24 protein-coding genes, 2 tRNA genes and 1 pseudogene are annotated in these 25898 nt (G+C 43.2%); 1 reads left to right on the top strand and 26 read right to left on the bottom strand.

What is annotated here, in order from left to right:
* The coding region (hemA, locus tag HP456_RS04100; protein WP_172248736.1) for a glutamyl-tRNA reductase at nt 1-1103 on the bottom strand (1103 nt) is incomplete at its 3' end.
* Between the two features lie 396 nt (nt 1104-1499).
* Here hemA and HP456_RS04095 point away from each other — a divergent pair.
* Nucleotides 1500-1985, top strand: coding sequence for a LiaI-LiaF-like domain-containing protein (locus tag HP456_RS04095; RefSeq protein ID WP_172248733.1), 486 nt, complete (start codon nt 1500-1502; stop codon nt 1983-1985).
* A 71-nt stretch (nt 1986-2056) separates the two neighbouring features.
* Here the strand turns inward: HP456_RS04095 and HP456_RS04090 are convergent, their stop codons facing one another.
* From HP456_RS04090 to HP456_RS03975, 25 genes and pseudogenes are all read right to left on the bottom strand, one after another.
* Nucleotides 2057-2614 carry a cysteine dioxygenase gene (locus HP456_RS04090; RefSeq protein WP_172248732.1) on the bottom strand — a complete coding sequence of 186 codons (558 nt, stop codon included), beginning with the start codon at nt 2612-2614 and terminating at the stop codon, nt 2057-2059.
* A gap of 79 nt (nt 2615-2693) precedes the next feature.
* On the bottom strand, nt 2694-3617 hold the full coding sequence (locus tag HP456_RS04085; RefSeq protein WP_172248731.1) for a DMT family transporter: 924 nt from the start codon (nt 3615-3617) through the stop codon (nt 2694-2696).
* A 166-nt stretch (nt 3618-3783) separates the two neighbouring features.
* Nucleotides 3784-4506 carry an amino acid ABC transporter ATP-binding protein gene (locus tag HP456_RS04080; protein ID WP_172248735.1) on the bottom strand — a complete coding sequence of 241 codons (723 nt, stop codon included), beginning with the start codon at nt 4504-4506 and terminating at the stop codon, nt 3784-3786.
* A gap of 32 nt (nt 4507-4538) precedes the next feature.
* Nucleotides 4539-5186, bottom strand: a complete 648-nt coding sequence (locus HP456_RS04075; RefSeq protein WP_172248730.1) for an amino acid ABC transporter permease — start codon at nt 5184-5186, stop codon at nt 4539-4541.
* A 104-nt stretch (nt 5187-5290) separates the two neighbouring features.
* Entirely contained in the window at nt 5291-6028 is a 738-nt protein-coding gene (locus HP456_RS04070) for a transporter substrate-binding domain-containing protein (protein WP_246288725.1), read from the bottom strand.
* 335 nt (nt 6029-6363) lie between these two features.
* Complete coding sequence (yihA, locus tag HP456_RS04065; protein ID WP_172248728.1) at nt 6364-6945, bottom strand: ribosome biogenesis GTP-binding protein YihA/YsxC; 582 nt, start codon at nt 6943-6945, stop codon at nt 6364-6366.
* A complete protein-coding gene (gene lon, locus HP456_RS04060; RefSeq protein ID WP_172248727.1) occupies nt 6942-9266 on the bottom strand; it encodes an endopeptidase La in 2325 nt (774 codons plus the stop codon). The genes yihA and lon overlap by 4 nt, the downstream gene beginning before the upstream one ends.
* Before the next feature lie 134 nt (nt 9267-9400).
* Nucleotides 9401-11065 carry an ATP-dependent protease LonB gene (gene lonB, locus HP456_RS04055; RefSeq protein ID WP_172248726.1) on the bottom strand — a complete coding sequence of 555 codons (1665 nt, stop codon included), beginning with the start codon at nt 11063-11065 and terminating at the stop codon, nt 9401-9403.
* A gap of 235 nt (nt 11066-11300) precedes the next feature.
* Entirely contained in the window at nt 11301-12572 is a 1272-nt protein-coding gene (gene clpX / locus HP456_RS04050; protein WP_172248725.1) for an ATP-dependent protease ATP-binding subunit ClpX, read from the bottom strand.
* Between the two features lie 453 nt (nt 12573-13025).
* The gene (tig, locus tag HP456_RS04045) at nt 13026-14309 is read right to left on the bottom strand and encodes a trigger factor (RefSeq protein WP_172248724.1); all 1284 of its coding nucleotides are present in this window, start codon (nt 14307-14309) and stop codon (nt 13026-13028) included.
* A gap of 162 nt (nt 14310-14471) precedes the next feature.
* The gene (locus tag HP456_RS04040; protein ID WP_172248723.1) at nt 14472-15485 is read right to left on the bottom strand and encodes a tetratricopeptide repeat protein; all 1014 of its coding nucleotides are present in this window, start codon (nt 15483-15485) and stop codon (nt 14472-14474) included.
* Between the two features lie 409 nt (nt 15486-15894).
* Nucleotides 15895-15971, bottom strand: a tRNA-Arg gene (locus tag HP456_RS04035).
* Between the two features lie 204 nt (nt 15972-16175).
* Nucleotides 16176-16252 (bottom strand) — tRNA-Arg (locus HP456_RS04030).
* A gap of 186 nt (nt 16253-16438) precedes the next feature.
* Nucleotides 16439-16942 carry a metallophosphoesterase gene (locus HP456_RS04025; RefSeq protein WP_172248722.1) on the bottom strand — a complete coding sequence of 168 codons (504 nt, stop codon included), beginning with the start codon at nt 16940-16942 and terminating at the stop codon, nt 16439-16441.
* Nucleotides 16943-16957: 15 nt separating this feature from the next.
* A complete protein-coding gene (locus HP456_RS04020; RefSeq protein ID WP_172248721.1) occupies nt 16958-17554 on the bottom strand; it encodes an XTP/dITP diphosphatase in 597 nt (198 codons plus the stop codon).
* A 15-nt stretch (nt 17555-17569) separates the two neighbouring features.
* Nucleotides 17570-18307 (bottom strand): ribonuclease PH, encoded by a 738-nt coding sequence (gene rph / locus HP456_RS04015; protein WP_172248720.1) that lies wholly within the window; start codon nt 18305-18307, stop codon nt 17570-17572.
* A 124-nt stretch (nt 18308-18431) separates the two neighbouring features.
* The gene (locus tag HP456_RS04010) at nt 18432-19508 is read right to left on the bottom strand and encodes a GerMN domain-containing protein (protein ID WP_172248719.1); all 1077 of its coding nucleotides are present in this window, start codon (nt 19506-19508) and stop codon (nt 18432-18434) included.
* A gap of 137 nt (nt 19509-19645) precedes the next feature.
* Nucleotides 19646-20440 (bottom strand): glutamate racemase, encoded by a 795-nt coding sequence (racE, locus tag HP456_RS04005; protein ID WP_172248718.1) that lies wholly within the window; start codon nt 20438-20440, stop codon nt 19646-19648.
* Between the two features lie 9 nt (nt 20441-20449).
* On the bottom strand, nt 20450-20911 hold the full coding sequence (locus HP456_RS04000) for a MarR family winged helix-turn-helix transcriptional regulator (protein ID WP_376766188.1): 462 nt from the start codon (nt 20909-20911) through the stop codon (nt 20450-20452).
* A gap of 261 nt (nt 20912-21172) precedes the next feature.
* Nucleotides 21173-21397 (bottom strand): helix-turn-helix domain-containing protein, encoded by a 225-nt coding sequence (locus HP456_RS03995; protein WP_032087424.1) that lies wholly within the window; start codon nt 21395-21397, stop codon nt 21173-21175.
* A 146-nt stretch (nt 21398-21543) separates the two neighbouring features.
* The gene (locus HP456_RS03990) at nt 21544-22014 is read right to left on the bottom strand and encodes an acyl-CoA thioesterase (protein ID WP_172248717.1); all 471 of its coding nucleotides are present in this window, start codon (nt 22012-22014) and stop codon (nt 21544-21546) included.
* 90 nt (nt 22015-22104) lie between these two features.
* Nucleotides 22105-22227, bottom strand: coding sequence for a hypothetical protein (locus HP456_RS25300; protein WP_281357949.1), 123 nt, complete (start codon nt 22225-22227; stop codon nt 22105-22107).
* Between the two features lie 916 nt (nt 22228-23143).
* Nucleotides 23144-23911 carry a succinate dehydrogenase iron-sulfur subunit gene (gene sdhB, locus HP456_RS03985; RefSeq protein ID WP_172248716.1) on the bottom strand — a complete coding sequence of 256 codons (768 nt, stop codon included), beginning with the start codon at nt 23909-23911 and terminating at the stop codon, nt 23144-23146.
* On the bottom strand, nt 23911-25674 hold the full coding sequence (gene sdhA, locus HP456_RS03980) for a succinate dehydrogenase flavoprotein subunit (RefSeq protein ID WP_172248715.1): 1764 nt from the start codon (nt 25672-25674) through the stop codon (nt 23911-23913). The genes sdhB and sdhA overlap by 1 nt, the downstream gene beginning before the upstream one ends.
* 60 nt (nt 25675-25734) lie before the next feature.
* Nucleotides 25735-25898 (bottom strand): annotated as a pseudogene (locus HP456_RS03975) (succinate dehydrogenase); the annotation flags it as partial.

Below are 25898 nucleotides of genomic sequence, written 5' to 3'. Positions count from 1 at the left end.
GGCATTTTACGTTCGATGCTTTCCATCGTTTCAGCCTGAATCGATAACGCTTTTTGTCGCAGAGCTGAAATGACAGGCACAACTCCGAGCATGTTCAACCAGTCTTTAAAATCAACGATCTCCGCTTCGATCATCAATTCGATGTGTTCAGCTGCTTTCTTACGCTCAGCCAGATTTGCCTGTACAATTCCCTCCAAATCATCAATGTCATAGAGGAACACACTTTCCAATTCGCCTATGGAAGGATCCAGGTCACGAGGCACGGCAATATCCACCATGAAAAGCGGACGCCCTTTTCTCATGCGTTCAACAAACGACATGGTCTCTTTCGAAAGGACAAAGTCCTTTGCACCTGTGGAACTGATCATAATATCGGCTTCAATGAGTGCACACTGCAGCTCCTGAAGCGTCTTTGCATTTCCTTCGAAACGCTCGGCAAGGGTCTGTGCTTTTTCAAACGTACGGTTGATGACGGTTACCTTTGTTGCACCGCTTCCGTGTAAGTTCTTAATTGCAAGTTCTCCCATTTTACCTGCACCCAGAATCAATACGTGCTTGTTTTCAAGGCTGCCAAATACCTTTTTGGCAAGCTCGACCGCTGCGTAGCTGACCGAAACGGCATTTGAACCGATTTCGGTCTCTGAATGGGCTTTTTTCGCCACTGTCACAGCCTGCTTGAACAAATGATTGAATACCGTTCCAGTTGTTCCGGCTTCCTGTGCAGTGAAAAAGCTTGTGCGGACCTGTCCAAGTATCTGAGTTTCACCAAGTACCATTGAATTCAAACCGCAAGACACTTTAAAAAGGTGTTCGACCGCTCCTTCTTGTTCATAAATGAACAAATACGGGGTGAACTCCTCTTTATCTATATCGAACCATTGAGATAAAAAATCTTTTATATAATAACGACCTGTGTGAAGCTGATCGACTACTGCATATACTTCCGTTCTGTTACAAGTGGAAACGATGACATTCTCCAGAATGCTTTTCTTTTCCTGCAATGCTCTCATAGCAAATGGAAGATCAGTTTCAATGAATGATAAACGCTCACGAATCTCAACAGGGGCCGTTTTATAGTTTAAACCAACGACAATCGTATACATGCTATGCATTACACCCCCAATAAAATCATTAACCTAAGTATAACATGTCCGTTAAGTATCCTTTGCCCGTAAATGTGAACAGAAATTGAAACCTGGCTATGATATGATGTACCATATAAAAATCAACAATGTTTGTAGAGTGTTTATAGGGACAACACCTGAAAACCGTTTCATTTCTCTTAAATTTCGACATTTCCTACTAATGTAGGTTATCAAAACAAGCTGAAAGAATCAAGTAATGGAAAGGATTCACTCTATTTTCGGCGTATATAGTATATAAAAAGCTTCTCTATACCATTTTTCCTTAAATGCGTGAAAATAAACCTTAATCCTCACTCGTATAGTATAGGAATATGATTTACTAATTTTATCGCCAAATTTTATTGGAGGACGATCATGAAACAGCAAAGAATATTTCCGGGATTTATATTGATTGGCTTTGGACTTTATTTTTATCTGCAGCAGAAAAACATCGTTTTATTTCAGGAATTCTTTACTTGGCCCACCCTGCTGATGATTGTCGGCACTGCCTTTTTGGGTCAGGGTTATGGTGCCCGTGATTATGAAGCGATTTTGCCGGGTACGATCCTTGTCGGCTTCGGACTCCATTTTCATGTGGTCAACAAGCTTGAGATTTGGCCGGATCACATGGGGACTTTCATCCTGATCATTTCATTAGGTTTCCTGTTGAGATATCAAAAAACAAGGAATGGATTGTTTCAGGGAATACTATTTCTCACTCTTTCTATCATTCTATTATTCTATGATAAAGTTGGCGGGTATCTCGGATTAATTGAAGGACAAGTAGGATCTGCCTGGGAATTCTGGCCGATCGTCATCATTGTAATCGGTGTTTACCTGTTATTTATAAGAAAAAAATAGGCTTCTCCAAAGTTATGATGGGAAACCATTCAGTTTGCTGGGAAGGGGACGTCCTTCATTGTCACCTTCCCTCACTCCCGCTCAAAGGTTATTTCTTTTAGTTTCTGCTTCTGATGTTCCGGCCACCATGCTCCGCACTCCTTGGAAACAATACATGCAGCGCATTTTTTCAGATCATAAACCTTCATCCCTTCTATGGGCGGTGAATACAAATGAAGGGTGACAAGAGAATCTTGTCCTTCCCTTTTCATTTTGTGAACCCCTTTCTTCGGAGCAAAGAAAAATGAACCTTTACGATGAATCCGATTAAACAATTGTCTCGGCAATTGTCCATTTTCCACTTCATAAACCGTGTTCAAAGAATTTCCTTCCATGACTTGAATCCAACCTTTTGAATGACCATGATCATGTGGTGAACATTCAATATCAGACCAATTCATCATGAGAAGTTCCACTTCTTCATTTTGATATAATAGCCGGCGGTAATACGGGTGACCTCCCGGTGTTTGAAGGAAAGGAACCAGCTCCTCATATCCAATCCCCAGTGATTCCAATGCATCCCTCAACTCAAGTGCAGACGGAGCTGCGAGCCCGTCCAGTATTTTCTTGATCCGTTCAAACAATGTCATAATAACTCTTCCTTTCCATTTGTTTTTTACAGAGCACCTGACTTCGGTCTCAAGGTTTTACCCACTCACATTCCATGTATTATTTCCTTCTCCATAACAAGCGTTGAAAAAACGACACTGATTGCTCGTTCACCATAGTGACCCCTATGATGATGATGCCCCCGCCCAGAATACTGATGAGAAAAATCTTCTCATGAAGAAGCAGGATAGCAGCAATGAGCGTCACTAAGGGCTCCAGGTAAAGGAACATTGATACTTTGGAAGCATCCATCATTTCAAGCGCTTTTCCCCAATACCAATATCCGACACCTGAGACAAATACGCCAAGAAACAATATATGTGCCCATTCTACCTGAGCCAGCAGGGGCAAGTTTTCCCACCCCTTATTTCTGAGCATAAACGGCAGGGTCAGGAAACACCCGAACATGCTCATATAAAAGGTGACGACAAGAGAAGGGAGTGGAATACTCAATCTCTTCAGCAAAACGGAATATACTGCCCAATTCAAAGTACTGAGAAGCATCAATATAAACCCGATGCTTATAGCAAAATCCGGTCTCTTCCCACTACCGGCACTCGTCACCATCATCACTCCGGCAATGGCCAGAAGCATGCCTGCCGCACGAAAGGAAGTCATTTTCTCATGTAAAAAAATCATGGATAGAATGACCGTGAACACAGGTGAGAAGGATATCATCCAGCCTGCAGCAGATGCATCAATGGTGATCAATGCCGTTGCTTGAATGACCTGATGCACGAATACTCCCAGTACAGCAAGAATAATCAGATGAGGGATATAGCGAAAGGGGAAATAAAGTGGATATCGTTTTAACACGAGTACCGTTAAGAGAAATAGTGCACCTATTGCAAATCTCAGTACGAGAAGAGTATAGGGATCGATTTTATCAACAACCGCCTTGGTCGATACAAATGAGATTCCCCAAAAACTAATTGACATGGCAGCATAAATAGAGGCGGCCATGGTTACCTTATTCTTACTCATATCCATGTATTCCTTTCCGTGCTTTCTACCATAATATGCATGTCCAACCAGAACATGAAAGAGGACAGAAGAAACTTTGAAGGAATGTACGGCAGCCTTAGATAAACATTTACCAAAGCACAGTAAAAAAACGCCTCAATTACATTGAGGCGCTCCATTCAATCTCTTATAAGACAGAATCAAGGAATTCCTTGGTTCTTTGCTGTTTAGGATTGGAGAACATTTCTTTCGGATATCCTTCCTCCACGATTCTTCCGTCATGCATATAAACCACGCGGTCTCCCACTTCCCGCGCAAACCCCATTTCATGCGTGACCACGACCATCGTCATTCCTTCGAGAGCAAGCTCCTTCATTGTAGACAGGACCTCTCCGACCAGCTCGGGATCGAGTGCGGATGTAGGCTCATCGAACAGCATGATATCCGGTTTCATGGCAAGTGCCCTCGCGATTGCAACACGCTGCTTCTGTCCGCCTGAAAGTTTCGAAGGATAGACGTTTTCTTTTTCAGCCAGTCCTACTTTTTTCAATAGCTCCTGTGCATCTTTCCTGGCTTGTGCTTTCGGGACATGTTTTACATGTACTGGTGCTTCCAAGACGTTCTCTAATACTGTCATATGCGGGAAAAGGTAGAAGTGCTGAAAAACCATCCCCACTTTTTGACGGATTTTATTTAAATCATGTGTTTCCTGATTCACTACCTCTCCTTCAAAAATCACCTTGCCGTTATCTTTTAATTCCAGGAAGTTCAGGCAGCGAAGCAATGTGCTTTTACCAGATCCGCTGGCACCTATTAAGCAGACAACCTCACTTTCCCTCACGTTCATATCGATATCCTTCAGTACATGCAAGTCCCCGAAGGATTTATTCAACTTTTCAACCTTTATCATTTCCTGACTCATTTTTCATCCCTCCCGTATCGTTAATCACTGACAGACATACGTTTTTCAATAATGTTGACAATCGTTGAGAACACCAGGACAAGTACCAGGTAATAGATTGCAACGATTAACAGGTATGTCATATAGTCGAAGTTATTTGATCCCAAGGTCGTGGCGACGCTGAAGAGCTCAAACATACCGATAAAGGAAGCAAGAGATGAATCCTTTAAGGCGATGATAAACTGATTTCCCAGGGGCGGCAGGGCTCTGCGGAATGCCTGCGGCAATATGATCCTTCTCATGGTCAATCCATTTGACATCCCAAGTGAGCGGCCGGCTTCCATTTGACCGCGGTCGATGGATTGGATGGCGCCTCTGAAGATTTCAGCAATATAGGCCCCATTATGGAAAGCAAGACCGAGAACGACCGACCAGAATCCTGAAATATTCAGGGCCGTCAACCCAAAATAGAAAATAAAGATCTGTACGATCAACGGTGTCCCCCGGACGACAAAGATATATAAGTCTGCCAAAAGTTCCAGCGGTTTTACTTTGGAAATCTTTAAGAATGCAAAAAATAGTCCGATTACTATGGCGATCAATACGGATACAACCGTCAACTGGAATGTCAGAAGCATCCCTTTTAAAAATATGTCATATGTATCTGCAAAGGTTTCGAGAAAATGCATGAATGTCCCTCCATTCAACTATTTGCTTTTGTCTGGAAAAAGTGTCCATCGATAAAAAAAGCGAATGTGCACACGAAGCACATTCGCTTTTCATCATGCTGCGCTTACTCTTCCGGGTCTGTTGTGATGTCTGTATTGAAATACTTTTCGCTGATTTTCTTTAATGTGCCGTCTTCTTTCAGCTTCTCCAGTGCTTTATTGATATCTTTCAGAAGCTGTTCATTTTCTTTCCCTACTGCGATTGCCTGCTCGCTGCGCCCGATCAGTTCGCGCGCTTCAATCTTCAAGTCCGAAGCAATCGCCTCTTTACCTGTGATGAAGTCTGTGATGACTGCATCATGCTTTCCTTTGTTCAATGCTTCAAGTGCGACTACATCACTATCATATTGCTGGATGCTGTCTGTCACCTCACTTGCAGTATCTGCATAAGTAGATCCTTTTGAAACGGCAATCTCTTTCCCTTCAAGGTCTGCCAATGTTTGTACATCGCTGTCGGGACGGACAAAAATTTGAGGTCCCGAATAGTAATACGGAGTCGAGAAGTCCACTTCCTTCAAACGGTCTTCCGTAATCGTGTGACTTGCCACGGCTGCATCGAAGCGCCCCGACTTAACTCCTTCCACGATTCCTGCAAACTTAAATTTCTTTTGTTCGGGTTCAAGTCCGAGTTCCTTGGCAACAGCTTCAGCGACCTCGATATCAAATCCTGACATCGTACCATCGCCCTCGGTTACACTGAATGGCTTAAACTCACCGGAGGCTGCATAAATCAGCTTTCCTTCCTCTACAAGCTTTGCTCCGCTTTCTGTTTCCGCTTTGCCTCCGCATCCGGAAAGGATCATCACGAATAGCAATACCATTAAACCTGTCAATTTCTTCACTCTTTGAAGTCCCCCTTTTTTATGTAGCATATATCTTTCATAATTGTACCAACAAAAGAGAAAATTCTCAAAATTCAAATACACTTATAATTATTTATAATTACGCATAATTAAAGGTGAGAGTTATTGACCTTGCATATGGACAGGGATACGGCACATTCCTTTCATATCCTGTGTATTTCTCGATACACTTAGGTACTTACTCCCTTTTAAAACCCTTTATACATAAAAGAACTGCTTCAATAGTTTGTCTTTCCCTATTGAAGCAGTTCTTTTTTATTAGAAATCTGAAATTATTAATAAAAGGATTTAATCGCCGACCATGCTTTGTCTTTTCCCAAGCCTGTTTCGGAGGAGAATAAGACCAATTCGTCCTCTTCATCCATTTCAAGGGTTTCTTTTGTGACCTTAAGATGCTTTTGCCATTTGCCTTTCGGTATTTTATCTGCTTTTGTCGCAATCACAATGCAAGGGATACCATAATGCTTCAGAAATTCATACATGACGGCATCATCGTTTGTCGGCGGATGACGGAGATCGACGATCAGGACGACGGCTTTCAGCTGTTCACGGGAGGTAATATAAGTTTCGATCATCTTCCCCCATGCTTCACGTTCTTTCTTGGAAACCTTCGCATAGCCGTACCCAGGTACATCTACATAATAAAGCGTTTCTTCTATTTTATAAAAGTTCAGTGTCTGGGTCTTACCCGGTTTGGATGAAATCCTTGCCATGCTGTTGCGTCCGATCATTTTATTGATAAAGGATGATTTCCCCACGTTTGAACGGCCAGCGAGTGCAAATTCAGGCAGGTCACCTTCCGGGTACTGTTCCGGCCTGACGGCACTGATTACTAATTCAACTTGATTTACTTTCACTTCTCTTCACCTACTAATGCTTTCTCTAAAACTTCATCTATGTGGGATACAAGAATGAAAGTCAGATCTTCCCGTACACTTACAGGAATATCATCAATGTCCTTTTCATTATCCTTCGGCAGGATAATCGTTTTGATTCCAGCACGATGAGCGCTTAATGATTTCTCTTTCAAACCTCCGATAGGAAGGACTCTTCCGCGGAGTGTAATTTCGCCTGTCATTCCGACTTCCCTGTTTACAAATTTGCCTGTAAGGGCAGAAACGAGGGCAGTGGTGATCGTGATTCCGGCTGATGGGCCGTCCTTCGGCACCGCACCTTCAGGGACATGGATATGAATATCCCATTTTTCATGGAATTGTTCATCAATTCCCAGGTCTTTCGCTTTGGAGCGAACATAACTGAAGGCTGTCTGAGCAGACTCCTTCATGACATCTCCAAGCTTTCCGGTCAAGACAAGCTTTCCTTTTCCGGGAGCAAGCGAAACTTCGATTTGAAGCGTATCTCCTCCGACCGATGTATATGCAAGGCCGGTCGAAACCCCGATTTGATTTTCGACTTCCGCCTGTCCGTATCTGAATTTCTTCTTACCCAAAAAGTCTTCGATATTGCTGCTTGTAATCACGACCCTTTTCTTCTCGCCGGATACAATGATTTTCGCCGTTTTTCTGCATAGAGAAGCCAGTTGACGCTCAAGACTTCTGACACCTGCTTCACGCGTATAGTAGCGGACGATATCGATGATTGCTTCATCCCTTACCTGCAGCTGATTTTTTGTCAGCCCGTGATCTTTGATCTGTTTCGTCAACAAGTGATGCTTGGCGATATTCATTTTTTCAAGCTCAGTATATCCTGCTATCGTGATAATTTCCATACGGTCTCTTAATGGTCCCGGGATTGTGGACAGGTCATTTGCCGTTGCAAGGAACATGACCTTGGACAGATCATATGTCTCTTCGATGTAATGATCACTGAAATTGGAGTTCTGCTCCGGATCGAGGACCTCGAGCATGGCGGATGACGGATCTCCCCTGAAGTCACTGGACATTTTATCGATTTCATCCAGCAGGAATACCGGATTGACAGTGCCCGCCTTCTTCATCCCCTGGATGATTCTTCCAGGCATCGCTCCAACATACGTACGTCTGTGGCCTCTTATTTCAGACTCGTCCCTTACTCCGCCAAGAGAAACCCGGACGAAGTTTCTGCCGAGTGACTCAGCAACAGACCGTGCCAGACTTGTTTTTCCCACTCCGGGAGGTCCGGCAAGACAGAGTATCGGGCCCTTCAGCGATTTCGTCAGCTGCTGAACCGCCAAGTATTCCAGTACTCTCTCTTTTACTTTTTCCAGTCCATAATGATCGCGGTTTAGAATTGCCTCTGATCGTTTAATGTCAAGCTGATCTTTTGTCTCAGTTGACCAAGGAAGTGAAACCAGCCATTCAATGTAGTTTCTGATAACAGAGCTTTCCGCTGAGCTGGATGGGACTTTTTCATAGCGGGCCAGCTCTTTAAGGGCGTTTTTTTCCACATCTTCAGGCATATCTGCCTGTTCGATCTTCGAGGTCAAGTCATCGATTTCACCGGCTTTTCCTTCCTTATCTCCAAGCTCTTTTTGGATTGCTTTCATTTGCTCCCTAAGATAGTATTCCTTTTGAGTCCTTTCCATAGAACGCTTTACCCGCTGTCCTATCTTCTTTTCCAGGCTCAATACTTCTTTTTCATTGTTAATGGTTTCAATCACCATCTGCAAACGCTTCTTGATATCCAGCGTTTCCAGTACTGATTGCTTTTCCTTCATCTTTAAAGGAAGATGAGATGCCACGATATCGGCCAGTCTCCCCGGCTCATCAATATCGGAGACAGTTGAATATGTTTCGGCTGATACTTTCTTGGATAACTTTATGTATTGCTCAAAATAATTCAAGAGTGTTCTCATCAATGCATCTGTTTCCGATTCCTTCTCGAGGGAATCATGCAGCTCTTCCACTTCCACTTCATAATATTCTTCTTCTGCAGTGAAAGCGGTAATCGATGCACGATTCATTCCTTCCACCAGTACCCGGATTGTTCCGTTAGGCAGCTTAAGCATCTGTTTCACCTTGGTCAGAGTTCCCATTTCATAAAAGTCTTCTTGTTCAGGCTCATCTATATTCATGTCTTTTTGTGTAGTCAGGAAAATCAGGTGGTTATCCATCATGGCTTTTTCCAAAGCCTGTACGGAGCGCTCACGGCCAACATCTAAATGCAAGACCATTGTCGGATAAACGAGTAAGCCTCTTAATGGAAGGAGGGGAACCGTTATTTTATTTTGTTTTGACAAATCTAACACCTCCAAAATTAGGCTCTTAGCCTTTGTACAATTCTAACTTATTTACTAGGTAGTGTCTATTAAATAGGTACAGGGCGGGTCATCAAAAACAAACCGATTCGGATAGACCCGAACCGGCCAAAAGTCTATACGCTTTTTTTATTTGATTCATTTAACAATGCAGATTCACTAGTGCTTAATTGGTCTTTTAATAAAGCAAGGTCCAGGACTTCTTTCAAGTGTTTGACCGGAATGACTTCAATTCCATCGATTCCATTCATCAGCGATTGCTGATTTTCAAACGGAATGATTGCAATCTCCGCTCCAGCCAGTCTCGCTCCTTTCACCTTCGGATAAACGCCACCGACAGGTTTAACAAATCCATGGATACTGATTTCGCCGGTTAAAGCCAGATTATGCTTGATCGGTATCCGATAAATGGCAGAGTAAATACCGAGTGCCATGGCAATGCCGGCTGAAGGCCCATCCACCGGGATGCCCCCGGGAAAGTTAACATGTATGTCATACTGGTCGGCTGGTACTCCCATTGAACGGAGGACCGTGATGACATTTTCAATTGATCCCTTCGCCATGCTTTTTCGCCGTATTGATTTACTTCGGTCCCCGATGCTCTCTTCTTCTACGATTCCAGTGACATTAATCTGCCCCTTGTCCGGTGCAGGAATCACGGTGACCTCGATTTCCAGCAGTGAACCTGTATTCGGGCCGGTCACTGCAAGACCGTTTACCACGCCAATGGATGCTTCTTCGTTTATTTTCTTTTGATATCTCGGCGATAGCTGACTTGATTGAATGATCCATTCCAGCTCATGATCAAAGATTTCAGCTCTATTTTCATTGATCGCAACACCCGCAGCGATCTGGACCATATTCACCGCCTCACGTCCGTTTCGGGAGTAGGAAGCAAGTGTTTCAAGACCTTCATCACTGATTTTCATATTGATCTTATTAACAGCACGGGCAGCCACTTTCTTTACTTCATCCTGCTCAAGCTCCCTGAAAAATACTTCCATACAGCGTGAACGAATGGCAGGGGGAATATCATTTGGTGTACGGGTAGTTGCTCCGATCAATCTAAAGTCGGCTGGAAGTCCGTTTTTGAAAATATCATGTATGTGTGTGGGGATTTGTTGATTTTCTTCATTATAATAAGCACTTTCCAGGAAAACTTTACGATCCTCCAACACCTTTAATAGTTTATTCATTTGAATAGGATGCAATTCTCCTATTTCATCGATAAATAATACGCCTCCATGGGCATTAGTGACAGCCCCTTGTTTCGGCTGCGGGATTCCTGCCTGTCCCATGGCTCCGGCACCCTGATAGATGGGATCATGAACAGAACCGATCAATGGGTCGGCAATCCCTCTTTCATCAAAACGAGCGGTTGTGGCATCCAGCTCCACAAATACCGCACTGGATTTAAAGGGGGATTTAACATTCTTCTTCGCTTCTTCCAACACGAGCCGTGCAGCTGCCGTTTTTCCTACCCCGGGTGGCCCGTAAATGATGACATGCTGAGGATTGGGACTGCATAAGGCTGCCTTTAAAGCTTTTATTCCATCTTCCTGACCGATAATATCATCAAAACTTGACGGTCTTACTTTTTCCGCAAGGGGCTCTGTTAAGGCAATGGACCTCATTTTTCTGAGTTCCTCCATTTCCTTTTTTGACTCACGGTCGATCGTCACTTTTTGATTCCGTTGATTTTTCAGCAGGTTCCAGAAATACAAGCCAATGATAATCCCGAAGAATAATTGTATAAACAAAGCAATGCTAGTAAAGCTCATTCGTCTCCCTCCAAGTAGATACAAGTTGTTACGGGTTAGTATCTCCTTGAGGAAGTGGGAATAAACAAAAAAATATATTTCGACTGAGGGTCTGTCAATAGGAAATTGCAGGGCTGATCGGCCGGTGATTTCTGCGGAAAGTGAATTGTTTTATGATGGATAAAAAACGGTGTTGAACATACTAATACACAAAAAAAGCCCGGAATAATAATTATTATTCCGGGCTGATCAGCTGTTAAGCTGAAGTTTTTTCTTCGTTTGGATCTATCACTGTACCGTCCTCAAGGATGAGCTGAGGTGCTGCATCTTCAATGATTGTTTCTTTCGTGATGATACATTTCTTGATATCGTCACGGGAAGGAAGATCGAACATCACATCGAGCATCATCGTTTCGATGATCGAACGAAGACCACGTGCACCGGTTTTACGCTCGATTGCTTTTTTCGAAATTTCAAGAAGGGCATCGTCGGTGAACTCCAACTCCACATCATCAAGCTCCAGCATTTTTTGATATTGCTTCACTAATGCATTTTTAGGTTTTGTCAGAATTTCGACGAGTGCTTCTTCATCAAGAGGCTCAAGACTTGAAATCACAGGCAGACGCCCAATGAATTCAGGGATCAGGCCGAACTTCAATAAATCTTCAGGTACTACTTTTGAAAGAAGTGACTTATCTTCTTTTAATTCGGCATTTTTAGGATCAGAACCGAAACCGATCACCTTTTGGCCCAGACGGCGCTTGATGATTTGCTCGATTCCATCAAATGCACCACCACAAATGAACAGGACATTCGACGTATCGATCTGTATGAACTCCTGATGAGGATGCTTACGCCCGCCTTGTGGAGGTACGCTTGCTACGGTTCCTTCAAGGATTTTCAACAATGCCTGCTGTACACCTTCTCCGGATACGTCTCTTGTGATGGATGGATTTTCTGATTTTCTAGCCACTTTATCGATTTCATCGATGTAGATGATGCCTTTTTCAGCTTTTTCCACATCATAGTCGGCAGCCTGAATCAGCTTTAACAGTATGTTTTCGACGTCTTCACCAACATAACCTGCTTCTGTAAGCGATGTAGCATCCGCAATCGCGAATGGCACGTTCAGAATGCGTGCAAGTGTCTGTGCAAGTAAGGTTTTACCGCTTCCTGTAGGTCCGATCATCGCAATATTACTTTTTGACAGTTCGACATCATCCACTTTGCTGCTTGAATTGATACGTTTATAGTGATTATAAACAGCTACAGCAAGGGATTTTTTTGCCTGATCCTGTCCGATTACATATTCATCAAGGATTTCACGGATTTCCTTCGGTTTCGGAACATCCTTGAATTCGACTTCCTCTTCAGTACCCAGCTCTTCTTCTACGATTTCCGTACACAGTTCGATACATTCATCACATATATAAACACCAGGTCCCGCTACTAATTTACGCACTTGATCTTGCGTTTTACCGCAAAAAGAACATTTCAGCTGTCCTTTTTCGTCATTGAATTTAAACAATGTGGTTCACCCCTTCATTATTACTTCTTCAATCAATCATAAAAATATTACGAAAGACCGAGGACTTGCTGTCTTCACACCACTAAGTTATGTATTGCATTTTAGCATAGTATATGTTCGTAAAAAAATTATACGATTCTTAAGAATCATCTTATTATGTATCGGACATTTTAGCAAATATTTTACTTAAATGTTTTATGGTATTCATATGGAAGAAGACAGCAAGTATGTTCCCAATATTTTTTATCCCTGCTTATTAAGGTTTATCCAAAAATGCAGGTTATTATTCTTTCTGAACGGTTGAAATCTTTAAAAGATATTGCCTTCTTACTACTGCTGTTGCTTTCCATGCAAGTGTTCGCTTTCCGGAGGCGTTTTTTGCCTCATTTTTTGCAGCTGACTTCTTTTATTGTACAAAACAAGGCGCGAATCGCGCCTTGTTCTTATTTATTATTATGCTTCTTTGCTGTTATCAACAAGAAATTCTAATGCTTTACGAACTTTAAGGTCCGCTTTAAGTGTATCAAGTCCGCCAAGGGCCTGCTTGATGTTGTCAGCAGACATATTGTACTGCTCAGCCATCTTATTTACTTCTTCTTCTGCTTCCTCATCAGTCACTTCAAGATTTTCAGCTGCAGCGATTGCTTCCAGTGTAAGGTTTGTGCGTACGCGCTTGCCTGCATCTTCTTTCATTTGACCTTTAAGATCTTCTTCTGATTGACCAGAGAATTGGAAGTAAAGCTCAAGGTTCATCCCTTGCATTTGAAGACGCTGTTCGAATTCCTGCATCATACGGTCAACTTCACTGTTTACCATTACTTCAGGAATTTCAACTTCTGCATTTTCAGAAGCTTTTTCTACAAGTGTTTCACGAACTGCTGTTTCAGCTTCGGTCTTTTTGGCTTCTTGAAGACGCTTCTCGATTTTTTCTTTAAGCTCTGCCAGTGTTTCTACTTCTTCGTCTGCATCTTTTGCGAATTCATCGTCAAGTGCAGGCAGTTCTTTTGTTTTGATTTCATGGATTTTCACTTTGAATGTTGCAGGTTTTCCAGCAAGTTCAGCTGCATGGTACTCATCCGGGAAGTTCACTTCAACATCTTTTTCTTCTCCAGTGGCTGCACCAACCAGTTGCTCTTCGAATCCTGGAATGAATTGACCTGAACCAAGTTCAAGGGAATAGTTTTCAGCTTGGCCGCCTTCAAACGCTTCACCATCAACGAAGCCTTCAAAGTCCATTGTTACTGTATCGCCATCTTCAGCTTGCCCTTCTTCTTTCACAACAAGTTCAGCTTGTTTTTCTTGAAGAGAAGTAAGTTCAGCTTCAACATCTTCGGCTGTTACTTCAGTTTCCATTTTTTCAACTTCAAGACCTTTGTAGTCTCCAAGTTTCACTTCCGGCTTCACTTGTACTTTCGCAGTGAAGATCAGTTCTTTTCCTTTTTCCATTTGCTCAACATCGATTTCCGGACGATCGATTGGATCGATACCAGTTTCTTCGATTGCTTTTGCATAGGCTTCAGGCAGGATAACATCTAATGCATCCTGATAAAGTGATTCTACACCGAAACGTTTTTCGAACATACCGCGGGGCATCTTCCCTTTACGGAATCCGGGTACATTTACTTGCTTTACAACTTTTTTGAAAGCAGCGTCCAAACCTTCGTTTACTTTAGCAGCTTCCACTTCAATTGTAAGTACTCCTTGGTTACCTTCTTGCTTTTCCCATTTTGCAGACATACTGTTCCCTCCAACAATCTATATTTGATTCTGATTTTTTTACGCATAGTAGTAGATAGTCCCGTGTATGAATCTAGCACTATCATCGTAAATATATAAAAATCTATTCTATTGCAACCATTACATTATAACATACAGCTTCATTCTTTCAACAGAGAGCATTTAAATTATCGGTGAAGAAATTCTCTCAAGCTCATGAAGCTGCTCCAACAGGTATCTGCACTCCCCGCATTCTTCCATTTTCCCTTTAAGTTCTTCCCCCAGAATGGTGTCGGCAAACATTTCAGCTGTGTAGCTTGCGTAAACAACAGCCGTATTCACAGGGTCAGCCTGTATATCAAAAGGATACATTATAAAAAAATGTCTCTTCACTAATTCAAGTGCATGCTGAAAAAGTGATGGATTGCGCTGAGCCAGAAGATCTTCAAGTTCTTCAGATACTGAGATAAACTTGTCCGTTTCAAATACATCCGGAAGCTCTGAAGGTATTATCATCGCTTCTTCATTCAGTTTGTTAACCGGTATTTCCTTATCGAATCCATGTTCCCGTAGAACGTTCAGGACCATTGACTGCAGAAACGGATGCGACTCCCCGTCATTCAAATACGCTTGCAGTTCTGCCAGATATGGCCGAACATTTCTATGGACCAGCTGGGCCGCGATCATAGTCTGTTCCTCAAGACTCTTATCTTTCAGGATGGAAGTCTCCTGCGCTTCCTCACGATCTTGCCGTGCCTGGGTATCCGGCTCATTTCCCTCCACTATTCTTTCACTGAAATGCAGCAGCTTCTTAAAATGTTCTTCCTTATCAAAGGGCACTTCTTTTTCATCAAATAAAGCGTGGATCGTGTCCACGACATCCTGATGCTGATGGAGCTGAATGAGTATCATCAAATACATGTCGACTACCTCGAAATACTCCCCGATCCCTTCAAGCAGCATTTCTCTGCAAATCACTTTCGCATCATCATATTGTTTATTCTCATAAAGAGCCAGTATCAATGCTGTATTGATATCGGGATTCTCCGGGTCGATTTCATAAGCCTGGGTCAAAAGATCGGCCGATTCCTGGATATCACCGCTCTCCAAGGCTTGCACCCCTTTCTCAAGGAGCTTTTCCTTCAGACCGGGAAACTGTACGATTTTTCCTTTTCCCTCATTGTGTTTCTTCTTCATGTTTTGTACCTGCCTATACGTATTAAAGATGGTAATAGTGTAGCATGAGAGGTTATAGAAAACAAAGATTATCAAGAGGGTGGGACTGAAGCGGGATGGGCAGGAGTCCTGCTTCATTTGTGGTCGTGTCCAGGTGATGTGGAATAATATGTTATAAAGCAGGATGAATGTTGGTTTTGGCAGAATTAATTGATACCCGCAGGAAAATGGGTCATTTCGACAGGATTCTGCCTCATATCGGCAGAAATACTACTGATACCGGCAGGATTAAATCCGGTTTAACTGACAGCGTGCCGTTAGAATCACTATTCAAGGCTCTTCTTTTTCATCCAGTCCCCTTTTGTTTAGAAACCATCCTGAATACAAAAAAAAGCCTGCCTATTGGCAAGCTTAATGTATGTAAGATTAATGGCGTCCCAGAAGAGATTCGAACTCCCGACCTACAGTTTAGGAAACTGTTGCTCTATCCTGCTGAGCTACTGGGACATTTTCTAAATAAGAGGATAACTGAGTCATTATAAGTTATCAAGCATATTATTCTACTTATCCAACCTTTCCCGAATTCTTTATCTTGCTATTAAACAGCTTCGAGGGAGGGATATAAAAAAGATACTCCCACAGTGTTCTAGTCTGTGTCAGTATCCCTTATTTGTCAAAACCCTGTTATATCAAGGTAAGTATGTAATATAGTGGCGTCCCAGGAGAGATTCGAACTCCCGACCGACGGCTTAGAAGGCCGTTGCTCTATCCTGCTGAGCTACTGGGACATATTTTGTTAAGGACAATATTTATTATATTCACATAGCATACATAAGTCAATACATTTTATGAAAAGTTTATTAAAATTCTTTTTGCTCGTGAATCGGCGGGTTCCCGATATCAAAATTATAAACTGAATACAGGAAATTGAAAAGAAGAACCTCCATCTAAAGTTCTTCTTTTCATAATCTACATTAAAATGTAAACTCCTGCTCTACCAGAACCTCATGCTCATGAGTCAAGAACTGGACATTGATCATTTCTTCGGAAGTATCCACAATCGCATACGTGCGTTCACTTCTGCCTCGGGGCAGAAGGATGCTTCCCGGATTCAGAAATAGAGTACCCCTGTCCATCTCTGCCCCAAGTGTATGGGAATGCCCGAAGAAAACGAACCCGGCTCCTGTTTCCTCTGCTCGATAGCGAAGTTTCATCAAGGACATCTTTATGCCATATAAGTGTCCATGAGTAATCATGATGGTATTCCCATCCACTTCTTCTATCAGGTCATCGGGGAGCCTGGCATCCATGTCACAGTTTCCCCGTACCGCTAAGAAGGATGACAACACATTATCGTCGGCACTCAGCTCGGAATCACCGCAATGAATCATCGCGTTTACTTCCCCTTCATATTTTTCAGCCAGTTCCTGGATTTCGTTTTTCGAACCATGGCTGTCACTCACAATTAACAGCTTCATTTATTTCTCACCCTTTTAAACTAAGTCTGTGATCAGTGCCCCTAATTTTTCGAGAGCGTTTCCGCGGTGACTGATGCTGCTCTTTTCTTCAGGCGAAAGTTCCGCCATCGACTTTCCGAGAGATGGAACAAAGAAGATCGGATCATAACCAAATCCGTTTGTACCTCGTCTTTCCTGAAGAATCTGGCCTTCACAGGTCCCGGTTACAGTGCGGGTTTCCATTCCTGGTCCGGCTACAGCCAGTACACAGTGAAACCTTGAACTGCGGTCTCCATTGGGTATATCCTTCAATTCATCCAATACCTTGTCTATATTTGCCTCATCGCTTTTTTCTAACCCTGCATAGCGGGCGGAATAAACTCCCGGACGACCGTCCAATGCATCGATCGACAGACCTGAATCATCAGCAATCACCATTTCACCCAATTCTTCTGCTACGGTTTCAGCTTTCAGGATGGCATTTTCCTCAAATGTCGAGCCTGTTTCTTCCACATCTTCAATATGAGGCAAGTCTAGTAATGTTTGTACCTCATATCCGTAGGGAGCAAACATATTTCGAAATTCCTTTGCTTTCCCCTGATTCTTTGTCGCAATTATTACGCGTTTCGTCATCACTGCCTCATCCCTTTACTGAATTCTTTGCGCCACTTCACCAAGCGCCCGTTTTTGCATGTCGAATAGTTCCTGAATTCCAGCTTGTCCTAATCCGAGCATTTCGTGAAGCTGATTCATCGTGAAGGTTGCTTCTTCCCCTGTGCCCTGCAGTTCGACAAATTCCCCTTCACCTGTCATGATGATGTTCATATCCACCAAAGCTTTGCTGTCTTCAATATAATTCAGGTCGAGCACCGCGCCGTGACCCTCTACTATCCCTACGCTTGTAGCAGCTAAATAACTCTTAAGAGGAAAAGAGGAAATCTTCTTGCTGTCTTGTAACTTCCCAAGAGCAAGCGCCATGGCCACAAAGGCACCTGTGATAGAAGCCGTTCTTGTGCCGCCGTCCGCCTGAATGACATCACAATCTATCCAGATTGTCCGTTCACCAATTGCATCCAAATTCACAACTGCTCTGAGAGCACGCCCGATCAATCGCTGGATTTCCATTGTTCTCCCTGAAATCTTCCCTTTCGAAGATTCACGGATATTTCTCGATTCTGTTGCCCTCGGCAGCATGGAATACTCTGCAGTAATCCATCCTTTTCCGCTGTTTCTCAAAAACGGCGGTACGCGGTCTTCAATGCTTGCATTACAAATCACTTTTGTATTCCCCACTGTGATCAATACAGACCCCTCCGGATGCATCACATATCCGGTTTCGATACTTACTTTCCTCAGTTGATTCTTTTCTCTTCCATCATATCTCATATTTTTTCCTCCTGTAGTGATCATTTTAAACTCATATGTAAAAAGTTCATCCCAAAAAGAGAAGAGGCGGCATCAGCCAACCTCTTTTTCAGCATTCTATAATAGTATATCAAAAAATGGTCATTTAAAAACTAATTGCATTCACATTTTCCGGACGGGTGACGGGTTCAGTGACCGCTTCTCCATCTTTGCTTACAGCGGTCGCTTCTCCATTCACCAGGACGGATACCCCTTTAATACCTTTTTGCTCAGTCAAGGATAGGACCAGGGAATTCAGCATATGCTCGGATACCATTTTCTCTTCCAGGCTTCCGTACACCGCTTCATTGAAATTCAGGGTAACTGTACCGTCTTTAAGGGACGGATCATCCAGGAGTTTTGCTCCAGTGAAATCACTGGCAAGAGACGAACTGTACCCAGGTCCTTCGATGAGTTCCTGTACAACGGCTTTCACTTCATCCGCCTCGCTTGAATTTACCCGCTTGGTTACAGGTACATAGTACGTCTCGGAATCAGTCTGTGAAACGTAGTAAACCGTTACAGGTTTTGTGCTTGTAAGGTCCGCCACTCCGCTCGTATCGACATTGATACCCATGTTTCTGGATAACCCGGTTTCATCGATCGGCGTACCATTAACAGGCATTTCTGTTAACGGATACCCGTTTACTCGCAGCTCCACTTGTTCTACCGACTCAAATTGAGTCAGCGTCCATGTGACCGATTGAAGGATCTTCTGTTCATCTTCAGGCTGATAGTTATTGAACTCCGGTGAAAAATCTGCGATTGCTTTACCATCCTTTATATTGACTGTCACTTGTGTATCTGCAGGCAGTACTGCTCGGAATCCATTTGGAAGGACATTCTGCACCGGACCGTTTACGACCAGATATTCAAGTGCCTGTTTGGCGACACTCTCATTGTTCGGAAGAGGTAGGGACTGTGAAACTACGTAACCGTTTTTATCGATCAGATACAGTTCTGTCATCACTGTTTTTTCAACTGCTTCTTCTTTGCTCGCCGTCTCTTTATCTTCTCCTTCTTTCTTCGCTGTATCTACTTTTTCACCTTCTTTTAAGTATGATACATCCTGCGGCGGATCGATCTTTTCTTTATCTCCGAAACTTAACAGCCCGCAACCTGAAAGATATACAGAAGATGCTAACACCGTTACCGCAATTGACACTTTCGCTTTTTTTGACATCGCGAATCCTCCTAAAAGACAGTTTGTACTACATGTATACGAGCCTCAATTACAAAATAGACCGAAACTTTCAAGAAATGCAGACAAACATTTTTAAGAGAAAATAAAATAAAACCACCCGGCAGAGACAATCAGTCTTAAAGCCGGATGGTTTCTGTATGGATCTTCCCGATGTTCAGCCAATCTGATGCGATCTGAGAAAACAAAAGAGACGATCCCGTTGTAAAGAAACGATGCTCAGGCACCCTGATCCCACGATACAGCAGATTATAATAGTCCAGGATCGTACTGATTTCCCTGGCCGTTTCATCGCCTGAACTGATAACACTTACCCCTGCCCCCATAAAATTCTGTATTTTCGATTGCAGGAGAGGATAGTGGGTACACCCGAGGATCAGCGTATCAATATCAGTTTCTTTTATTGAAGCAAGCGTCTCCTCCACGATTGAGTCTGCTGTTGCACTGTTATATTCGCCGCTTTCCACTAATGGGACAAATTTAGGACATGCCAGCGGGCTCACCTCGAGACTTCCATGTAAAGCATGAAGTGCTTCTTCATAGGCGCCGCTGTTTATCGTGCCGATGGTTCCGAGCACCCCGATCTTTCTATTATACGTATGCTTGATGGCAGCCCTTGCCCCGGGATGGATGACCCCGATGACTGGGATATCCAATTGCGTCTGTATCTCATCCAGCACGACAGCAGTCGCGGTATTGCAGGCGATGATGAGCATTTTCATGTCATACTGCAGGAGGTACTGTGTCATCTGCCAGGTGAATTTCTTCACTTCTTCTGAAGACCGCGGGCCATATGGACATCTGGCTGTGTCGCCGAGATAATAGATCGTTTCTTTTGGCAATTGGCGCATGACCTCCTTTGCAACTGTCAAGCCGCCAACACCTGAATCGATTATGCCAATAGGTTGAATCACATTATTCCCTCACTCTGGTTTCATTTCTTGATGCAGCTTAGCTAAGTTCCCTTTTAACCCGAGTACTTCTTCTTCTGAAAAATCTTCGAGTACGGACTGTAAATAATTCTGCCTTTTTTTAATTACTTCTTCAATAATCCTTTCGCCCTCTTTTAACATATGAATTCGGACGACCCGTCTGTCATTCTCATCCTTGACTCTTTCAACCAATTCATTTTTCTCCATACGGTCGACGAGATCTGTCGTCGTGCTGCAAGCGAGGTACATTCTATTCGAAAGATCTCCGATAGTCATGTCGCCATATTCAAATAGCCATTGAAGGGCAATGAACTGAGGTGGCGTAAGGGTATATTGACTTAATATCTCGCGTCCCTTCTGTTTGATGATGGAAGATATGTATCTTAAATCTTTCTCTATATCCGCCACTATTTGTGCATCTGCCTTAGGATGGACTTCTTCTTTATTCATCATAATTCTCCTTTGACTGTCTAGTACTTATTTAGAATCATCGCGTTTTTTTAAAAGCGGTCATTTTGGCATTCACATGAATCATTTTCAATATCAGATATTAAATGATCCTATTAGCATTTTCTCCTTTTTTCAGTGAAATTTCAAGAAAAGTTCGGGATACTTGCCAATCTGCCCTGAAAACTAAAAGAGACTGACTCTTATTTGTACATTAAACGGTTTACTTGAAACCGGGTAATTGTCATAAGAATCAGTCCCTTACTGTTAAAGCTTGAGTTCCCCCATGCGAAGAAGCTCTACAACTGCCTGTGATCGCCCCTTCACTCCAAGCTTTTGCATGGCGTTGGAAATATGATTTCGAACTGTTTTTTCGCTAATGAATAAGTCGCTAGCTATTTCCTTTGTTGTTTTATCCTGGACTAACAGCTCGAATACTTCTTTTTCTCTCTTTGTGAGCAACGGTTTGTGTGTAAAATCATTGTCCTTCAATTATGGTAACCCTCCTTGCCTTCGCCAGCTTTAAACCGCGGGGATGGGTATTGTTGGTCGTCAGAATATCATATGTGAAGGTGCGGTTTAGAGTGACATTGAGAAGAAGTAAATTAAAAAATAGGCAGCGATTCTTTCACACACGATTAGGTTGAGGAGGACATGACTGAAGGGCAGTCAAATTTCTTTCTCATTTCTTCCGTCCAGGGAACACCTTTCCCCGTCTTACGCGAAATTTGTACCATTGTTCCTCTGCCAACGAAGCAGACATCTTGCTTTTCATTCATGCCCATATAGTGCAGATCGACTGAAGACTTGCCAACTTTGTCTGCTTTGACAAACACATGAATGCGTTCACCAAAATAGACCTGTTTAAGATAATCGCACTGCAGATCTGCTACAACCGGAATCGTATCATGATCAGGCTTAACCCAATCCTGCATGAATCCCTTGTATTTAAAAAAGTCGGTTCTCGCTTCCTCAAAATATGTAAATGGAACCGTGTTATTTAAATGTCCAAACATATCCGTTTCGGAAAAACGAACCTTTACTTCTATGGAGAAATGAAATTCTTTTTGCCATGTGTCTATATCCTTAATGTATGTAATATGTTTCAAAATGGCTCCTCCTTCTGTGTAGTCAATAAAATGAATGAATGTTCATTCTTTTTTGTTTATTATAATCGTTTTTTCTTCATATAGGAACCGTTAAGCAACAAAATCTTCAACTGAATGCGGATCATCCATCGAATAGGGTCCGTTGATTTCCGCTCCAGGCACTCGCTTTCCGAGAGCGGTCGGGGAGCCTCCTGATATGAACGAAACTGTCAAGACACTCACCCCACACTGATTTTGGTTTTGATTTTAGGCAACTTTAAAAAGAGAAGCTCATTTTCGACTTCTCAACTTATTGACTCCTTGCATCACCGCGATTGATTTCCATGCAAAACTTCGCTTTCCGCGGGCGGTTGGTGAGCCTCCTCAGTCGCAATAGCTCCCTGCGGGCAGAAAAGAGGAGGCGGCTGATCAGAGGCGACAAGCATAAGTCAGGGCAGCCATAAAGGCGCTTTTTGCCTTTTTGGATGGCAGGACTTATGTCTCGAGCCTCTAGCCGCCGGAGCTGGACAAGTCTCACCTAACACGCTTGTCCCGCAGGAGTCTTCGTTTTGCACTCCAATCAATCGCTGGAACCGGTTTTGAATATGGATAAGTTTACACAATTTCACCCTGAGAGGATGGAGTGTAACTTATTTTAGTTTGTCTTGATCCTCCTTCTTCTTTGATTGAATAGAAGGTAAGAACACGGCACGAAGGCAAAAATCTCTACTGCGGTTAGCACTCTGATATTCGTGGGTTTTCACATTTTATCTTTCCGTATAAAGGTCTGATCCACTAACTCGGCGCGTGAGTTAATCTCTATAGATATATCACAGAGGAGGCACATGGATTTTCCTTTCCGGTTTTACTCTTTGCCTTCGAGCCCTGTTCTCAGGCTTCTATTTAATTTCTATTTATTTCATCAAACACAACCTTACAGACCGTTGGAAAACATTCATCAATAAGAATTAGGTGAGTTTTCAACTTCCTGCATAACGGCCCAGATAAAACCGGCCAATTCTCTCGCTACTGCCGTGATGGCTTTTCCAGGATTCTTACCTCGTGACATGGATAGAACTTACATCATTTATCAACATTTTAACCGTTGAAAGAAAAAGCACTTCCCCGGAGGAAAGTGCTTTTTTGGATATTAATCTACCATATGGTCGCTTCCGAAGAAGTTTTTGAACATTTGGAATGATGTTTCGCGGTTGAGTGCTGCGATGGATGTTGTCAAAGGAATCCCTTTAGGACAAGATTGTACGCAGTTTTGTGAGTTACCACAGTTTGCAAGGCCGCCGTCTCCCATGATTGACTCCAGACGTTCGTCTTGGTTCATGGCACCAGTTGGATGCGCATTGAAAAGACGGACTTGGGAAAGAGGAGCAGGTCCGATGAAGTCGGATTTGCTGTTTACGTTAGGACACGCCTCCAAACATACACCGCACGTCATGCATTTAGATAATTCGTACGCCCATTGACGCTTTTTCTCCGGCATGCGCGGACCAGGCCCAAGATCGTATGTGCCATCGATCGGAATCCACGCTTTTACTTTTTTCAGGCTGTCAAACATTCGGCTGCGGTCGACTTGTAAGTCGCGTACAACCGGGAATGTTTTCATCGGTGCCAAGCGGATCGGCTGTTCAAGCTGATCGACAAGAGCCGTACATGATTGTCTTGGTTTCCCGTTGATCACCATCGAACAGGCACCGCAGACTTCCTCAAGACAGTTCATATCCCAGTTGATCGGAGTAGTCGCTTCACCTTTTGCATTGACTGGATTACGTCGGATCTCCATTAGTGCCGATATTACATTCATATTCGGTCGATAAGCTAATTCGAACTCTTCTTGATAAGAGGCTGTTTCAGGGCTGTCTTGACGAGTAATAATAAAACGGACTTTTTTGTTTTCACTCATCACTTATTTCCCCCTTTGCTCTTAGAATAGTCACGCTCACGTGGTGCGATCAGTGATGTATCCACCTCTTCATAATGGAATTCAGGTGAATTCGTTGCTGCGTTGAATTTCGCCATTGTTGTCTTTAAGAATTCCTCATCATTACGTTTAGGATATTCAGGCTTATAGTGCGCCCCGCGGCTTTCGTTACGGTTGAGAGCCCCGATTGTGATTACACGTGCAAGCTGAAGCATGTTCCACAGCTGACGCGTAAACATTGCCCCCTGATTGCTCCATTTAGCTGTATCGTTGATATTGATATTTTTGTAGCGTTCCATTAGTTCAACAATTTTCGCATCTGTTTCTTTCAGCTTATCATTATGACGAACAACGGTAACGTTGTCTGTCATCCATTCGCCAAGCTCTTTATGGATCACATATGCGTTTTCAGTTCCATTCATGGACATGATATTATTCCATTTTTCTTCTTCTTGCTCCACATAGCGGTCAAAGACAGAAGATGGTACAGATTCAACTGTTTTTTCCAACCCGCTGATATATTTAATCGCATTAGGACCAGCAACCATTCCGCCGTAAATCGCAGATAATAATGAGTTTGCTCCCAATCGGTTACCTCCGTGCTGGGAATAATCGCACTCCCCTGCTGCAAATAGACCAGGGATATTCGTCATTTGATCATAATCGACCCATAGACCGCCCATTGAATAGTGGACCGCAGGGAAAATTTTCATCGGTACTTTACGAGGGTCATCACCCATGAACTTCTCATAGATTTCTATGATTCCGCCAAGCTTAATGTCAAGTTCTTTAGAATCTTTATGAGATAAATCAAGGTAGACCATATTTTCACCGTTGATTCCAAGCTTCTGATTCACGCAGACGTCGAATATTTCACGCGTTGCGATATCACGCGGTACCAGGTTACCATATGCAGGATACTTTTCTTCAAGGAAGTACCAAGGCTTGCCGTCTTTATACGTCCAAACACGTCCGCCTTCTCCGCGTGCTGATTCACTCATCAGACGAAGCTTATCGTCCCCCGGGATCGCAGTAGGGTGAATCTGGATGAATTCACCATTCGCGTAGTAAGCTCCCTGTTGATAAACGATGGATGCTGCAGAACCTGTATTGATGACTGAGTTCGTGGACTTACCGAAGATAATTCCAGGTCCGCCGGTTGCCATAATGACAGCGTCAGCCGCAAACGATTTAATTTCCATTGTTTGAAGGTTCTGAGCAACTATTCCGCGTGCAACTCCTTCGTCATCCACGACCACTCCCAGGAATTCCCATCCTTCGAACTTGTTAACAAGACCTGCTACTTCATGACGGCGTACTTGCTCGTCCAATGCATAAAGAAGCTGCTGTCCTGTTGTAGCACCAGCAAATGCGGTACGGTGATGCTGAGTTCCGCCGAAACGACGAAAATCCAGTAAACCTTCAGGCGTACGATTAAACATGACCCCCATGCGATCCAACAAGTGGATAATGCCCGGTGCTGCTTCTGTCATCGCTTTAACCGGAGGCTGATTCGCTAAGAAATCCCCTCCATATACAGTATCATCAAAATGTTCCCAAGGAGAATCCCCTTCTCCTTTCGTGTTCACGGCTCCATTTATACCACCCTGAGCACACACAGAGTGAGAACGTTTAACGGGTACAAGTGAGAATAAATCTACTTCCGCTCCAACTTCTGCTGCTTTGATTGTGGCCATCAAGCCGGCTAATCCGCCGCCGACTACAATGATTTTGCCTTTACTCATCGTGACTCACTCCTTTTCCTGCCAAAGTTGCCAGCTGTTTTCTATCAGACTGCTATTTTCTTATACGAATGCAAAGATTGCGCGCATACCAACAACCGATAACGCAACAAAAATTCCGATCGTTACATATGTAGCTATTAATTGAGAACGTGGTGATACCGTGATTCCCCAGCTTACACAGAATGACCATAAGCCATTAGCAAAGTGGAAGATCGTAGAAAGTA

The organism is Bacillus haikouensis (assembly GCF_013179555.1).
Lineage (GTDB): Bacteria > Bacillota > Bacilli > Bacillales > Bacillaceae_B > Rossellomorea > Rossellomorea haikouensis_A.
The sequence above is the reverse complement of the archived record's forward strand: the minus strand, read 5'-3'. Positions and strand labels throughout refer to the sequence as shown.